The sequence below is a fragment of the Cutibacterium sp. LaCa_89 genome, assembly GCF_058177555.1.
This window is the reverse complement of sequence record NZ_CP190889.1, coordinates 2,252,991-2,268,953: the sequence shown is the minus strand read 5'-3', so window position 1 is coordinate 2,268,953 and position 15,963 is coordinate 2,252,991. Positions and strand designations below refer to the sequence as shown.

Sequence of the window (15,963 nt, the reverse complement as noted above, 5' to 3'; positions counted from 1 at the left end):
TGCGCATGAATGCAGGACCGGCATGGCGAGACCCCGAAGGTGGTAGGACCATGACCATGAACCCATTGACCGCCCTGGAAACCTCCACCCGCATCGCCGCTGGTGACGTCGAGATCGTTGAGGTCGTCGACGCTGCCCTGGAAGCGGCACACGCCGATGAGTGCCATGCCTGGACCTGGATCGACGATGATGGCGCCCGACTCGCCGCGCGTGAGCTCCAGCGTCAACGTGATGCTGGACACATCCGTCCTGGTCCGCTGTTCGGCGTCCCCTGTCCGATCAAGGACCTCAACGCGTTAGCTGGCGCGCCCCGAGCCATCGGTAGTCGGGCCGTGGGTGGGGCTCTGCCAGACCACGAAGACGGCATTGTCACGCGGCTCAGGGCTGCCGGAGCCATCCCGATCGGGACGACCGCCGCTCCCGAGTTCGGACTTCCTTGCTACACCGAACCGGACGGACGCGAACCCACCGTCACCCCATGGGACCACACCCGAATGGCGGGAGGGTCCTCTGGCGGCGCCGCGGCTGCGGTTGGGGCTGGTGAGGTACCCATCGCCCAAGGATCCGATGGTGGCGGCTCGATTCGTATTCCGGCTTCTTGCTGCGGGGTCGTTGGTCTCAAGCCCAGCCGAGGCCGGGTCTCGGCCGGGCCTTACGGGATTGACGGTCCTGGGCTGGTGAGCGGCGGGGTACTGACCCGCACGGTCCGTGACACCGCTGCTGCCCTCGACGCACTGTCCGGACCGTGGCCCGGAGATCCCTACCATGCCCCCGCTCCGACTGAGTCCTATCTGTCGGCCTGCGACCGGGGCCTGAGACGGCTACACGTCGGGATCCTGCGCGAACCCGTCATTGCTGATACCGAGGTTGCCCCGGACATCCTGGCGGCGCTGGACCGGACGGCCGCCACCCTGGAGTCGATGGGTCACATCGTCGAACAGACAGGTGCCCCTTTCGGCCCCGAGGAGTGGGGATCCTTCCAGTGTGTGTGGGAGGTGGGCGCAGCTGCGATCCCGGTGCCTCCGGAACGTGAGGAATTGTGCACCCCGATGTCCAGGTGGTTACGTGCGCAGGGGCGAAGGCGCACCGGAGTCGAGCTGGCTGAGGCCTTGGCCGGTATCCAGATGGTGGCGCGTCACGTCGGGCAGCAGTGGCAGAGGTTTGACGTCATCGTCAGCCCCACGCTTGCTCAGCCACCCCTGCCGGTCGGAGCTTTGCGCAATGACAACGATCCATCGGCAGATTTCGACGCGCAATGCCGCTTCACCCCATGGACGAGCCTGTGGAATATCACTGGTCGTCCGGCGATGAGCTTGCCACTGCACACCACACACGTCGGCGGTGTCGAGCTGCCGGTCGGCATCATGATCGGCGGTCAGATGTACGACGAAGCCACTCTGCTGGCGCTCGGATGCGCCCTGGAAGCTGCGCGCGACGACAATCCTCGGTGAGCAGACTCTCCGGGTGAACAAAACTCCCGCTTCACCCATGCTGTCAGCACCACGGTGCCTGCCCACCGGGTGAAGCGGGAGTTTTGTCACCGAGTTTGAGACGCTTGCTGCCGTACAGCGGCCTACGTGGTGGCGCCTGGCCCACACCTTGTCCGGCGTGACAAAATCGTCACCTGCTACACGCACCGCGCACAAAGATCGCCCCAGAACCACGATGGTCCCGGGGCGATCGTAGGGTCAGCGAGCTCAGCTCTCCTTCATAGTGCCGGTCTCGAGGAACCGGGTGTGCCACGAGTACGCCTCGCCGAGGAGGTGCGGGGTGTGCTTGAACTTGCAGTCACGCAGTGCACGCTCGTAGTAGTCCATCAGCATCGGACGGTAGTCCGGGTGGGCGCAGTTCTCGATGATCTTCGGGGCGCGCTGACGCGGTGCCAGACCACGCAGATCGGCGATGCCCTGCTCGGTGATGATGACCATGCCGTCGTGCTCAGTGTGGTCGACGTGAGAGACCATCGGGACGATCGCCGAGATGGCGCCGCCCTTGGCCGTCGACGGAGACACGAACGCCGAAATGTAGGCGTTGCGGGTGAAGTCGCCGGATCCGCCGATGCCGTTCATCATGCGCGAGCCCATGACGTGGGTCGAGTTCACGTTGCCATAAATATCGGCCTCGATCATGCCGTTGGCGCCGACGACACCGAGGCGGCGAATGACCTCTGGGTGGTTCGAGATCTCCTGGGGGCGCAAGATGATGTGATCGCGGTAGAAGGCCGCGTTCTCGTTCATCTTGTGCGCGTACTCGGGGGACAGCGAGAAAGCGGTGGCCGAGGCGACGTCGAGCTTCCCGGCATCGATGAGGTCGATCATGCCGTCCTGGATGACCTCGGTGTAGGAGGTCAAATGCTCGAGGTCGGAGTGGAGCAGGCCGTCAAGAACAGCGTTCGGGATGTTGCCCACGCCCGACTGCAGCGGAAGCAGGTTCTTGGGGATGCGTCCCTGCTTGACCTCGTGGTCGTAGAAGTCGAGGAGGAACCCGGCGATCTTGCGGGAGTCGTCATCGATCGGCTTGAACGGGGTGTTGCGATCGGGGCCATCGGTCTCGATGATCGCCGCGACCTTGTTCTGGGGGACGTGGAGGAACTTGTCACCGATCCGGTCACCGGGGTGGGTGATCGGGATGGGCACTCGGTTCGGAGGAAGCGCGAACCCACCGTAGATGTCGTGCATTCCCTCGAGGTCCTCGGACTGCCACGAGTTCACCTCGATGATGATCTTGTCGGCGACGTCACAGTACACGACGTTGTTACCGACCGAGGAGGTGAGGACGACGTCCCCATCCTCAGTGATTCGGGTGGCCTCAATGACGGCGTAGTCGACCTTTCCGAAAAAGCCCTGACGCACCATCATGCCCGACTCCGACAGGTGAATGTCGGTGTAGAAGGATGTGCCGTCGTTGATCTTGCCTCGCATCTGGGGATCGGACTGGTATGGCATGCGCCAGCCGATGCCATCGACGGAGGCGAGGGCGCCGTCGAGTTCGGGAGCGGTCGAGGCTCCGGTGAAGACGTTGACGGTGAACTTCTCGCCGCGATCGTGGGATTCCTTGATGCGCTTGGCCAGGGCACCCGGAAGTGCCTTGGGGTAGCCCGACCCAGTGAATCCACCGAATCCGATTTGGTCACCGTCATTGATGAGCGCAGCCGCGTCGTCCGCGCTCATCACCTTCTGACGCAGGGCTGCGTTCGCAATCCGCTCTGACATCTGTCCTCCTGCCGCCGTGCGGCTGGTTGTCGGTGACGGTGCACGGCGCTACCCGTGAGCCGTCGAAGAAACACTGTTTTCGTTCCCGTTGAATGCGGTCCGAAACGTTGACAACACTTTATATGGGGGTGCTTGGCGCGGGATGGGGCACCCCTGCTTTTTGGGCTCGGAACGGCACTGTCGGTCCATGATGACTGGCACGCTCGCACGACTGTGCATGACACGCCTGAGGCAGCTCGGGTGGACGTGCATCGAGCCCCTCCGACCGCAACCATGCTCACATTCTCGTGACGGTGATTGTCGTCGTCAGTACGAGGTCGGTGCCGGGGTCGAGGGGGACGGCACTGTCCTTGCAGACGCCGGTCTCGACGCACACGAAGTCGCGCCAGGCCTGAGCCGTCGGGCTGTCGCCGATTCCCGACGAGGAGCGTGGGTTCCAGATCACCGCGCTGGGGCAATTCGTCGTCGTCAGGTGAATTTCGCGTCCCCAGACCGGATCGACGAGGGTCGGGGCCGGCCCGACTCCCTGGATGACGGTGTCGGTGTCCGGGGCCATGAGGAGTTCGTCGGCGTCGAAGGACCCCTCGTCACCGGTCGCGAAGTTGTGCCAGTCGGCACCGCGGACGCCCCGGACACGCGCCTGGTCGGCGTCCCCGACACGCAGGTAGGTGTGCCACATCCCCTCGACGACTCGGGGCTTCTCGTCGTGGTTGGTGAGAGTGAGCGTCATCTGCAGTGCGGTGTCGGTCATGACCACCTCGTGGCGAATGCCGATGGAGGCGGTCTCAGCGGTTCCGACGACGTGGAGGGGTTCCGCGACCGTCACTTGGAAGTCGGTGCGGCGGGCCAGGCCGTGCTGGGGATCCTGGTCATTGTTCGGTCCGTGGCCAAACCATGGGGTGCACAACGGGACACCTCCCCGGATGACTGCGTCGGACTCGTCGGCGTGCTCGGCGTCGAACCAGATGACGGGTTTGTCGTCGGCCTGCCACGCGAGCACCTGGCAGCCGTGTTCTGCGACCTGCCATGCGCCGTCATGAGCGGTGTGAAGGATTCCGGGGAGGTTGGTCATGCCCCCCATGATCGTGGTCATCGTTCCCACACTGCGCGAAGCGCGTCGATCCGCTCACAACGGATGGTGTTTCGTGCAGCCTCGACGGCGACAGGTTTGGCGCAGAAGGCGATGGCCAGCCCGGCGGCGGCAAACATGTCGAGGTCGTTGGCGCCGTCACCCACCGCGATCGTTCGCTCAAGATCTACCTCACGCTCCTCAGCCCAACGACGCAGCCAGGTGGCCTTGGCGGCCCGATCGACGATGTTCCCGAGAACCCGGCCAGTGAGGTGGTCGTCGACGATCTCGAGCTCGTTGGAGGCTGAGAAATCGGCGCCGATCTCCGCAGCAAGCGGATCGACCAGGGCCGTGAACCCTCCTGACACCAACCCGACGGCTGCGCCGACCTCGTGCGCCGCGGCCACCAGTTCCGTCGCACCCGGGGTGACGACGGTCGCCTTGCGAGCCTCCTCGAGGGCCCCGACGTGCAGACCTTCCAGACACTTGACGCGCTCGTGAAGGGACTCGGCAAAGTCGAGCGTTCCGGCCATCGCCCGGGCCGTTACCCCACTGACCTCCTCGGCCTTCCCTGCACACTCGGCGAGCAGGTCGATGGCCTCGGTGCGCGTGACCGTCGAGTCGACGTCACAGACGATGAGACCGGGCGGCTCGACAGCCAGGGCGCCGTGGGGATGCAGGACGCCGGCGCCGGTCTGGGCGGCGAGTTCGCGTACCTGTGTCATGTTGCCCTCGAAGGACATGGCGTATTCGAAGATGTGAGCGGCCCAGTCACTGGTGTGGATGCCGCGCATGCAGGCGGAGTCGGGCCAAAGCAGGGTGCCGGGGGAGCGGAGGCTGGAGCGATCGTCACTGACGAGGATGACGCGAGAACTCATCATGGCACCACGGTAGGTGGGTTTCGGCCCGTCGGGTGAGGGTTCCGCTCCTCGGCATGATCGCCTACCCGCGGACTGTCCGCGTGACGGTGTACTGACGGTTCCGCGCGACCTGGCGAGTCGGCCCGACCGTGCGCCGTAGATGGGACGCCCACGGCAGGTGATTGTTGTAGACACACCACAGGCTGCCGCCGGGTCGCAACACGCGAGCGGCGTCGGCCAGCATGGCCAGGGTCGGGGCGTGGTCCTGGGCGGTTCCGCGATGGAAGGGCGGATTGGTGACGACGACGTCGACGCTCTGGTCGGACAGGACGGACAATCCGTCACACCAATGGGTGACGATGTCGAGTCCGTTCGCCCTGGCGGTGAGACGAGTCGAGTCGACGGCCTGCCAGGAGACATCGGTGGCGTGGACGGTAGCGTCTGGGAGTCTGCGTGCCAGGTGTGCGGAGATGATGCCGTTGCCGCACCCCAGATCGACGACGTCGGTGTTGACGTCGACCGCGATGGCGTCGAGGTGATTGAGGAGCAGAGACGTTCCGGCGTCGAGGCCTGTGGTGTGGAAGACGCCGCCGTGGGCTCGGACCGTCAGGCCGTTGACGGTGTTGGTGCGCGGCCATTCCCCAGTGACGGCCGGGTGCTCCCGAGGAGACGAGAAGTGCAGCACTCGGGCCTTGCGTACTCCGAGGCTGGCGTGGACGTCGTCGAACCAGCGGGCAGCGACGTCGTTCATGGACCGGGCCATGTGCTTGATGCGTCCGCCTGCGACGATGTGGGCATCGGGTCCGAGAAGTCGCCAGAGAATACCGAGCAGTTCGTCGAGTTCGTCAAGACTGGAGGGCAGGCCCATCCACACCACCGGGGTGCTGCATTCCTCTGTCGTCAGAGGGTTGAGGCGAATACCCTCAGGGATCGCGGTGAGGTCGCGGCAGTCGTCAGACCACGCCGTGGCGCCTTTGCCGGATACTGGCACCAAGGAAGGGCGACCCAGCACCCACACAGCCTTGGCCAGCGGTGATTCGGCGACGATGAGTTCGTCAACGGGGTCCAGGGTGGCGGCGTCCATGGTGGCAGTCTCCCAGACCACAGGTGCCGGACACAGCCGAGAGATGGACGCAACAGGTGTGCCGGAGGATGGTCATACCTGCGATGACTACACGGAGCTGCCAGAAAACGGTCCAAACAGGCGATGGTGACGTTGACATGGGCATTTTTTGGCAGCTCCGTGTATCAAACCCGAGTACTCAATCGATACCGGCCCCGCTCTAGGATGGCGACATGGCAGAGTCGCCCCTGGAAATTCACGTCATCGCCGATTCGACGGGTGAGACCGCCGTTCGGTTAGCCCGCGCCGCCCGCAGCCAGTTCGAAGGGGTCCACTGGCACATCGTGCGCCATCCCATGATCGGTACCGTTCCGGAAATGGTTGCGGCCCTGGAGGCCGTCAAGGAGTCCCATGACGCGGGGCAGTGGGTGTGCGTGGTGCACACCCTCGTGCTGCCCGACATGCGCCACATGGTCACCGATGCCTGCGAGGAAATGGGTATCCGCGAGGTCAACCTCATGGGCCCCATGCTCGACGCGATGGAGGAGGCTTCTGGCCTTGACGCCGACGCCGTCCCACGTCGTCCCGTGGGCGTTGAGGCCGACTACTTCACCCGTATCTCCGCCATGGAGTTCGCGGTTCGTAATGATGACGGCGCCATCCCCGATCGCCTGACCGAGGCGGACATCTGCCTGGTGGGTGTGAGCCGCTCGGGCAAGACACCGCTGTCGATCTACCTGGGTTACCTCGGCTACAAGACCGTCAATGTCCCGCTCGTACCCGGGATCGCCCCGCCAGTCGAGTTGGCGGCGGTCGATCGTTGGCGCATCGTCGGCTTGACGATCGACGCCCAGCGGCTGCTGGAGATCCGTGGACGTCGGGTCCGCGGGCTGGGAGGTTTCGGCAATGAGGACGGTTACGCCGACCTCGCCGCGATCTACGACGAGCTGGACGAGGTTGGCAGGATCCAGCGACGACTGGGTTGCCCCATCATCGACACCACGGGTCTGGCCCTGGAGGAGTCCGCGACGAAGGTCATCGACATCGTCGACCAGAGAGCCAAGACGGCCGGGACGAGGTTGCGCAAGCCGGCAGGGTCCTATCGCACTAGACCTTGATCACCCGAGGATGATCGGGGACGGCCAGCGGTTTTGGCTTGCCCCAGGTCACGTCGTTGTCCCTTGCCCGTCTTAGATGCTGGTCTTGTTGGTTGTGGGAGGCATCGTGTCGCTGGCCGGGTATCAGAATCCGCGGCTCGAGGAAAATAGTCGGGAAGCATCTGCGACAAAGGTGGGAGATATGTCGCGCCCCGCTCCGGCGAGCCCGGACGAGACATGAGTTACTTCGTCATCCTTGGTTGCTCCTACTCGTGAAAATGGGACGCGAGCGTGAGAGAATGACGATATCCGGCCCTATGGTGGGCTGGGCCTCGGGCTCATTGCGCAGTCGCACGGGTCCGAACGCCGTGAATCGATGAACTGGCTGACACAGATCGAAGGAGATCAGTCATGACTGACCGTTACGTGTATGACTTGTCCGAGGGCAGCGCGGAGATGAAGCCGCTGCTCGGCGGCAAGGGCGCAGGAGTTGCCGAGATGACGCGTCTCGGCGTCCCGGTGCCTGACGGATTCACCGTCACCACTGAAGCCTGCGTGGACACCATGACGAGGAAGGGAGAGTGGCCGGAGGGCCTCGACTCTCAGGTGTGGGACGGACTCAAGCGTCTGGAGGAGCGCACCGGTCGTGGCCTGGGCGACGTCGACAAGCCCCTCCTGGTCTCGGTTCGCTCCGGCGCCGTCATTTCGATGCCCGGCATGATGGACACCATCCTCAACCTCGGTATTTCCGACGACACCGTCGAGGCCGTCGCCAAGGAGGCCGGCAATGAGCGCTTCGCCTGGGACTGCTACCGCCGCTTCATCCAGATGTACGGCGAGGTCGTCGAGGGCATTGACGCCCACGTCTACGAGGATGCCCTGACCGCTCTCAAGGAGGAGAAGGGCGTCGAGTCCGACACGGATCTGACTGCTGATGATCTCAAGGGCCTGGTCGACACCTTCAAGAAGCTGTCCAACGAACAGCTCGGAGGCAACTGGACGACGGATCCGCGCGAGCAGCTGATGCGCGCCGTCGATGCCGTCTTCCGTTCCTGGCTCAACCCGCGCGCCTTCGTCTACCGCAAGGCCAACAAGATTCCGGACGACCTCGGTACCGCCGTCAACGTTATGCAGATGGTGTTCGGTAACCGTGGTGACACCTCCGCCACCGGTGTCTGTTTCACCCGTAACCCCGCCACCGGCGCCAAGGAGCTCTACGGTGAGTTCCTCGTCAACGCCCAGGGCGAGGACGTCGTCGCCGGCATTCGCACCCCGCGCTCCCTCGCCGAGATGGAGGAAGTGCTGCCGGAGGCATACCGCGACCTCATCGACACCATGAAGAAGATGGAGTCGCACTACCGCGACATGCAGGACATGGAGTTCACCGTCGAGAACGGCAAGCTGTACCTGCTGCAGACCCGTAACGGCAAGCGCACCGCCGCTGCTGCTCTCAAGGTGGCCCGTGACCTCGTCGCCGAGGGCGTCATCACCAAGGAAGAGGCCCTCATGCGGATCGAGCCCGCACAGCTCGATCAGTTGCTGCACGAGGCCATCGACCCGAACCACACCGAGCAGCCGGTCGCCGAGGGCCTCCCTGCCTCCCCGGGTGCCGCCGTTGGTGAGGCCGTCTTCGACGCCAACGTCGCTGCTGAGCGTGGCGCCAAGGGCGAGAAGGTCGTCCTCATCCGCTTCGAGACCACCCCTGATGACATCCACGGCGTCATCGTGAGCCAGGGCGTCCTGACTGCCCACGGTGGCATGACCTCCCACGCAGCCGTGGTCGCCCGTGGCATGGGCAAGCCCTGTGTCGCTGGTGCTCGTGGCATCAAGATCGATGCCAAGGCCGCCACCCTGACGATCGGTGACACCGTCATCCACGAGGGCGACATGATCACCCTCGACGGTTCGACCGGTGAGGTCTTCGCTGCGGGCCTGCCGCTCATCCCGCCGCAGATCAACGCCGACTTCGAGGAGGTCCTCTCCTGGGCCGACGAGATCCGTCATCTCGGCGTCGAGGCCAACGCCGACAACGCCACCGACGCAGCGAAGGCTCGTGAGCTGGGTGCTGAGGGCATCGGCCTGTGTCGTACTGAGCACATGTTCTTCGGTGCCGATCGTCTGCCTGCCATGCACGAGATGATCACCGCGGACACCCCGGAGGAGCGCCAGGCTGCCGTCGACAAGATCCTGCCGATGCAGCAGGGCGACTTCGAGGGCATCTTCACGGCGATGAAGGGCCTGCCCGTCACCGTCCGTCTTCTCGACCCGCCGCTCCACGAATTCCTGCCGAACCTCGTCGAGCAGTCCCTCAAGGTCCAGAAGTTGGAGGATCAGGGCGCTGATCCGAACGAGCTCGACAAGGAGCGTCGTCTGCTCGCCCAGGTCAAGAAGTTGCACGAGCAGAACCCGATGCTCGGTACCCGTGGCTGCCGCCTCGGCATGCTGTACCCGGAGATTCCCGACATGCAGGCTCGCGCCATCATCCGCGCTGTCCTGGCGGTGCTCAAGAAGGAGGGGGAAACCGTCCAGATCAACATCATGATCCCGCTGGTCTTCACCCCGATCGAGCTCGAGACCCATCGTCGCATCGTCCAGCAGGCCATTGACGAGGAGTTCGAGGCCGCCGGCACCAAGGTCGACGTCAAGATCGGCACCATGATCGAGCTGCCGCGTGCCGCCCTGGTCGCCGACAAGATCGCCGAGGTTGCCGACTTCTTCAGCTTCGGCACCAACGACCTGACCCAGACCACCCTGGGCATCTCCCGTGACGATGCCGAGAACGGCTTCCTCACCGAGTACCTGCGTACCAAGGTCCTCAAGGACAACCCGTTCGCCTCGATCGACCAGGAGGGTGTCGGCCAGCTCGTCGCCGGGGCCGTCGAGAAGGGTCGCAAGACCAACCCGCAGTTGAACGTGGGCGTCTGTGGTGAGCACGGTGGTGATCCTGACTCGATCCACTTCTTCAACAAGACCGGGCTCGACTACGTGTCCTGCTCGCCGTTCCGTGTGCCGATCGCTCGGTTCGCCGCGGCCCAGGCCGTCATCTCCCAAAAGGAGAAGTGAGTCTGAGGGCTCCATCACGTCACTGATGTGAAATTGCGGCCCCTCCACCGCGGTGGAGGGGCCGCAATATGTCATTGCATACTCCTCAATACGTGTGCGATCGGGGAGTTTTGTCGACTTCAACTCCATGTCCGCGGAATAATGGCCACAATCGTGCCTCGACCTCTGGAGGATCAATGTCCCAGACTTTCGGTGCCTGGCGTGCCACCTACACCCCTGGTTCCTGGGTGGTGCTGGCCGGGCCGAGCAGCCTCGTCATCATGCAGCCGGCTGCGCCGCGCCATTCCGGATTGGTGTCGTCCATCTGGCGGCAGGTGGCCGAGGCCGATGATCCCCAGTCGCTCGTGGAGACGTTGTCGCTCATCGGGCTGGCGAAGATGCCGAGCCTGGGCTTGTTCTTCTGGGTCGACGGCGAGATGTTCTCCATGGCCCGCGGTCAGGTCGTTGTCAAGGATGCCTCCACCGGTGAGGTCGTCAACCATGGCGACGGTCTGTTGACGTGGAGCGAGAAGAAGCTCGACCCATCGACCGTCGTCGTCGAGATGGAAGAGGCCGAGCAGCGGCTGTCCATGCCGTTGCTGCTGGGGGTTGCCCAGGCGAGCAAGATCATCATCGACGCGACCGGCAAGGTTGAGCCTTTCGTCGTTCGGGAGGGCGGCGAGGTTCACCGTCCGCGGGTGTTGGCGAGTTCCGACGACGCCCTCAAACCGTGGACTCCGGAGCCTGAGGAGCGGGGGGCCGACGATTCGGAGGCCACCGAGGAAGCTCGCGAGCTCACCGATCAGGAGTGGCAGCCAGACGACGAAGATGCGCCCGGATTCGTCGAGGTTCCGGCACCAGGTGAGGCTCCCGACCCGGTTGTCGTGCCGGAGCCGGTTGCTGAGTCCGCGCTGACCGGAGTTCCGATTCCGGCTGAGCCTGTCGTGCCTGACGAGGACGTGGTGAGTGATGGTGACGAGGTGGCCCCGGACATCGACGAACCCGTGAGCCCCGTCCCGGCCCGAGCCGCCGAGCCGGAGTCCGTTGAGACCGCGGTCGCTCGTGAGGACATTGCGCCAGTCCGCGCTCAGGACGACGGCCTGGGAGGCGATGACGAGGTGCACACCGGTACTCAGCCGGTGGGAGTGCAGCCCGAGCCCGAGGGCGTCGTCTCCGCACTTGCTCCGGGGGCAGTACCCCAGCAGCCTCAGCAGACAGAGCAGTCGGAACAGCCCGTGCCTCCCGAGCAGTCTCAGAGCGACTCGCGGTACGACGGGGACTGGCGCGGCGCGTCGGCCTCGGCGATCCGTCGACTGTCCCCGCCGTCAGATCCCGCGGCTGCCACCCTGGTTTCGACGACCGGAGAGGCCACCCATCTCAAGGGTGCGGTTCTCGTCGGGCGTGCCCCGCGGGCCGAGAATGGCGAGGAGATCATGCGCGTTCCGTCTCCTGGCCAGGACATCAGCCGTACCCACGTGAAGTTCGCTTTGGGGCAGTGGGGGATCGAGGTCACTGACATGCATTCCACGAACGGCACCGTCGTTCGCCGCATCGGCCAGGACCCGTTGCGATTGGAAAGTGGTGAGACGATCGACCTGGCCATCGGTGATGCCGTCGATCTGGGTGACGGCGTCGTCATCACCATTGAGACCTACCAAGGCTGACAAACGAGTCCACCAGCCATCAGGGCCCCCGAGAGGAATCCGCGGGGGCCCTTTGTCATGGTCAGCACCGTAAGAAGGCGTACGCCCGGTCAATCCGAGGATTCTATGCGTGACACCGTCATTCCGGCAGGGAGCAGGGGAGGAAGCACTCGGGTCATCGCGTCATAAATCTCAGTCAGACGCGACGGGGTCATGCGCCGTCAGTTTCGCGGCCTGTCCGCTTGGAAGTCTCTTCTTGGCCCGGTTTTGGCGACCAGACGGGCCGTAATGGGGTCATGATCGTCACGCTGTTCCTGATGGAAACTGTGACCTTCTGAATCGGTCTCATCTCCAGTTGCTACACCATTGGTATCTGGGCACCGATCATGCCGCTCATCCTGCGCATCCTGCAGGGTTTCGGAGCGGGAGCTGAGCGTGGAAGGTGCGATGGCGCCATGAAGGCCCTTCTCCCCGATTTGATGATCTTGGATCCTCACCTTCCTGGCGGGGTCGAGGCGGTGGTGTACGACGCCAGCTCAGCGATTCCGGATGAGCAGCTGGATGCTGAGGTGCTCGTTACCTGGGCGGTCCCGGCCCCATCGGGGCGGCTCGATGACGACCTTGTTGGACGCCAATGTGCTCCTCTGGGGGTTCGGAGCGTCATCATCACGCCTCACTCTGCCGGCGGACGTCCCCTGGGTGCCGACGAACTCATCGTCAAGAACGTGACCGTGCTGGCGTCTGGAGGCAATTTCGAAAACAAGCTGTGACGTCACTGAGTTCGTCCTCGGCGGATTAGTCTCCTAGTGTGATCCTTTGGGTCTACCCAGGATCAGGAAGGAAATCCGATGGGACACATTCTCGTTTTGTCGGGGGCTGGGCGTTACGCCGACGACATCCATGACTTCGACGCGACCTCCGAGGCCGTCTCCCAGATCTTGACCGAGCGTGGTCACCAGGTGGAGGTGAGGCGCTCTGAGCCAGAGGCCCTGGACCACCTCGCTGACGCGGATCTGCTCATCGTCAACACCGGTGGCGGCGATCCGGAGGAGGAATGGGATTACATTCCCGAATGGTCCCGTGCCCACAACAAGATTCTGGAGCACCACGAAGCTGGCAAGCCGATCCTCGGTCTGCACACCGCCTGCAACACCTTCTGTGACTGGGACCTGTGGCCGTCCGTTCTCGGGGGCAAGTGGGTGCTGGGGGTCAGCGGGCACCCGGAGCGTTCCTACGCCGTTTTCGAGCCTGTACCCGAGGCTGCGGACCATCCCATTCTGCGCGGCGTCGAGCAGGTGGTCGTCTATGACGAGCGTTTCTCCGACCTGGACATCAACCCGCTTGCGACCCCGCTGCTCTTCCACGAGACGGGCGAGGAATTCCAAGCGATGTGTTGGGTGATGGGCAACAACGTCGTCTACGACGGGCTGGGTCACTCGTCGAGGTCGTACTACTCGGCGTCACGACGTCAGTTGTTGTGCAACGAGGTGTCCTGGTTGCTGAACTGGAAGCGTCGCGAGGCTGCTGCACAGGCCGCTGCGCAGGTGAGCCCGGAGCCCCAGATGGTCTGAGTCCGGACGAGAAGGAAGCCGGCGGTTATTCCCACCGTTCGCTCCTCCCCAACGTCATCCCTCCTCGAAACCCAGGTGGAGCGCGTGAGTGGTCAGGTGGCGGAACAAGTGCAGCTGGCAGTTTCCGTAGCCGACACACCGCGTCCCCACGGTCCCGGGCATGACAGGGGCCGGATCTCACCGACCCGTCCCGGTCATCAGCGAGAACACGCCGCGAGCGTCGTCACTCCTTGGGGGCTCCGGCGAGGATCTTGGCGGTCGACGAGACGCCGAGACGGGTTGCACCGGCCTCGACCATCGCGCAGGCCGTCTCGTAATCGCGGATGCCACCCGAAGCCTTGACCCCCAGGCGACCACCCACGGTGGCGGCCATGAGCCTGACAGCCTCGACACTTGCACCGCCCTTCGGGTGGAATCCCGTCGAGGTCTTGACGAAGTCGGCTCCAGCCCCCTCGGCGGCCTTGCACGCGCGAACGATCTCGTCATCGGTCAGCACGGCCGACTCGATGATGACCTTGAGGATCTTCGGATCCGGAACAGCCTGCTTGACGGCAGCGATGTCAGCGGTGACGTCCTCCCAACGTCCCTCCTTCACCATGCCGAGGTTGATGACCATGTCGACCTCGTCGGCGCCGGCGGCAATGACGTCATGGGCCTCGGCCACCTTCACCGCGCTGGTGTGTTTGCCCGACGGAAACCCGCACACCGCAGCCAGCTTCACGTCAGCCATGTCGAGGTTCAGCGGCAGCATCGACGGCGACACACACACCGACCAGGTGCCGTACTCTTTGGCCTCGCCGACCAGCTTGGCGACGTCGTCGTGAGTGGCCTCCGGGGTCAGCAGGGTGTGATCGATCATGCCGGCCAGCTTGGTGGCAGACAGCGGGGCAGGGGACATGCCAACTCCTTCTCTGGAACAAGTGCATCCACCCTATCCGGACGCCTCGTCCTCAGGCGACCAATGGCAGGGTCAGGGTGACCGTCGTCCCCTTGTTCGTCGAATCCACCTTGGCAGTGCCCTGATGAGCAACCATGACGGCTGCGACGATGGACATGCCCAATCCCGTTGATCCTTCCTTCGACGCAGTGCGGGACGCATCTGCCCGGGAGAATCGCTCAAAGATCAGGGGACGCACCGACTCCGGAATGCCCGGTCCGTTGTCGGCGATGGTGACGACGGCCCGCCCGTCGTGGACAGTGACGGTGGTGTGCACCGTCACTCCTGCAGGTGTGTGCTTTCGGGCGTTCGACAGCACATTGACGACAACCTGCATGATCCGGTCAGCATCAGCCATCACCGTGATTTCCTCGTTGGGTACGTCGAGGGTCCAGATGTGGTCCGACCCGGCTGCCTGGGCATCGGAGACCGCGTTGAGAACGACCTCGACCAGGTCGATGGGGGCCAGCTCAAGTTTCTGGTCATTGTCCAGACGAGCCAGCAGCAGCATGTCCTCGACGAGGGCGCTCATCCTCGTCGCCTCAGATTCGATGCGATCCATCGCGAACTGGCTTTCGGGGCACAGTTCGCCGCGCCGTCGTCTCGTCAGTTCGGCGTAGCCACGGATGGATGCCAACGGATTGCGCAACTCGTGCGAGGCGTCTGCGACGAATTGACGCACCTTGACCTCGGACTGTTGACGAGACTCCAACGCGCCCTCGACATTGTTGAGCATGTGGTTGAGGGCATGACCCACCTGCCCCACCTCGCTGCGAGGATCAGTCAGTGCCGGATCGACTCGGATCGGCAGGTTGACCTCGCCGCTGCCGAGGTCCATCTCGGAGACCACCGTCGCCGTCGAGGCCAATTGGTTGAGGGGACGCAGGGACTTGGTGACGACGGCGCGCGTCGCGAAGAATCCCACGGCCAATGCCAGGAGAGTGATGGTGACCTCGAGGGCCAACAGCCTCTCGATGGCGTTGAGAAGTCGTGTCCGCGGCAGGGCGACGACGTAGGTGACATTGTCACGTGTCTCCGCCAATGCGCGGTACTCGGTGCCATTGTTCCCGCTGAGGTCGTGGGGACGGCTGTCCTGACGCACGGCGAGCAGTTCACCGGCATCGGCGTTGCAGTACTTGGTGAGGACGGCACCTTCTGTCACGGTCGTCATGAGGCAGACGCCATCGGCCTTGACAGCGAAGATGGTGCCCGCCTGGATTCCCAGCACGTCACCGGCTGTCGGCCCAGGCAATCCGATGGGGTTCGCCTCCTGGCGGTGGGCCGCCGCCATCACCTGCTCGTCAAGGCCATCCGTGAGGATCTGATGCGTTCCCCAGATCGTCACCCCTCCCAGCACGACGGCCAGCACACTGATGATGGCGAGCACTCGGACGACGAGCTGACGCCCTAGTGTGTGCCGACCCATGGGATGATCCAGCCAGGTGTCGTGGATTGTCGACCTGACCTCC

General features: G+C 64.2%; 12 protein-coding genes. 6 read left to right on the top strand and 6 right to left on the bottom strand.

Going from position 1 to position 15,963, the window contains the following annotated elements; translation table 11 throughout:
* Positions 1 to 50: 50 nt before the first annotated feature.
* Positions 51 to 1,451, top strand: a complete 1,401-nt coding sequence (locus ACP8LP_RS10420) for an amidase (protein WP_484483146.1) — start codon at positions 51 to 53, stop codon at positions 1,449 to 1,451.
* 246 nt (positions 1,452 to 1,697) lie between these two features.
* Here ACP8LP_RS10420 and scpC read toward each other — a convergent pair whose 3' ends face one another.
* The 4 genes from scpC to ACP8LP_RS10400 form a co-directional block, all read right to left on the bottom strand.
* Complete coding sequence (scpC, locus tag ACP8LP_RS10415; protein ID WP_016666242.1) at positions 1,698 to 3,212, bottom strand: succinyl-CoA:acetate CoA-transferase ScpC; 1,515 nt, start codon at positions 3,210 to 3,212, stop codon at positions 1,698 to 1,700.
* Positions 3,213 to 3,489: 277 nt separating this feature from the next.
* Positions 3,490 to 4,284: an aldose epimerase family protein gene (locus ACP8LP_RS10410; RefSeq protein ID WP_036976289.1), complete on the bottom strand. Its 795-nt coding sequence runs from the start codon at positions 4,282 to 4,284 to the stop codon at positions 3,490 to 3,492.
* 17 nt (positions 4,285 to 4,301) lie between these two features.
* Entirely contained in the window at positions 4,302 to 5,159 is an 858-nt protein-coding gene (serB, locus tag ACP8LP_RS10405; protein ID WP_036976287.1) for a phosphoserine phosphatase SerB, read from the bottom strand.
* Positions 5,160 to 5,223: 64 nt separating this feature from the next.
* The gene (locus ACP8LP_RS10400) at positions 5,224 to 6,225 is read right to left on the bottom strand and encodes a class I SAM-dependent methyltransferase (protein WP_334354798.1); all 1,002 of its coding nucleotides are present in this window, start codon (positions 6,223 to 6,225) and stop codon (positions 5,224 to 5,226) included.
* Positions 6,226 to 6,437: 212 nt separating this feature from the next.
* On the opposite strand from ACP8LP_RS10400, the gene ACP8LP_RS10395 reads away from it, so the two are divergent.
* The 5 genes from ACP8LP_RS10395 to ACP8LP_RS10375 all read left to right on the top strand — a co-directional run bounded on the left by ACP8LP_RS10395 (position 6,438) and on the right by ACP8LP_RS10375 (position 13,557).
* Positions 6,438 to 7,322 (top strand): pyruvate, water dikinase regulatory protein, encoded by an 885-nt coding sequence (locus ACP8LP_RS10395; protein ID WP_016666237.1) that lies wholly within the window; start codon positions 6,438 to 6,440, stop codon positions 7,320 to 7,322.
* A 390-nt stretch (positions 7,323 to 7,712) separates the two neighbouring features.
* A complete protein-coding gene (ppdK, locus tag ACP8LP_RS10390) occupies positions 7,713 to 10,364 on the top strand; it encodes a pyruvate, phosphate dikinase (protein ID WP_484483145.1) in 2,652 nt (883 codons plus the stop codon).
* A 176-nt stretch (positions 10,365 to 10,540) separates the two neighbouring features.
* A complete protein-coding gene (locus tag ACP8LP_RS10385; RefSeq protein ID WP_334353468.1) occupies positions 10,541 to 12,007 on the top strand; it encodes an FHA domain-containing protein in 1,467 nt (488 codons plus the stop codon).
* A gap of 365 nt (positions 12,008 to 12,372) precedes the next feature.
* Positions 12,373 to 12,756 carry a phosphoglycerate dehydrogenase gene (locus ACP8LP_RS10380; protein WP_334354801.1) on the top strand — a complete coding sequence of 128 codons (384 nt, stop codon included), beginning with the start codon at positions 12,373 to 12,375 and terminating at the stop codon, positions 12,754 to 12,756.
* A 78-nt stretch (positions 12,757 to 12,834) separates the two neighbouring features.
* Positions 12,835 to 13,557: a ThuA domain-containing protein gene (locus ACP8LP_RS10375; protein WP_016666233.1), complete on the top strand. Its 723-nt coding sequence runs from the start codon at positions 12,835 to 12,837 to the stop codon at positions 13,555 to 13,557.
* Positions 13,558 to 13,780: 223 nt separating this feature from the next.
* Here ACP8LP_RS10375 and deoC read toward each other — a convergent pair whose 3' ends face one another.
* Complete coding sequence (deoC, locus tag ACP8LP_RS10370) at positions 13,781 to 14,455, bottom strand: deoxyribose-phosphate aldolase (protein ID WP_279186962.1); 675 nt, start codon at positions 14,453 to 14,455, stop codon at positions 13,781 to 13,783.
* A 52-nt stretch (positions 14,456 to 14,507) separates the two neighbouring features.
* The gene (locus tag ACP8LP_RS10365) at positions 14,508 to 15,920 is read right to left on the bottom strand and encodes a sensor histidine kinase (protein WP_279186963.1); all 1,413 of its coding nucleotides are present in this window, start codon (positions 15,918 to 15,920) and stop codon (positions 14,508 to 14,510) included.
* Positions 15,921 to 15,963 lie beyond the last annotated feature (43 nt).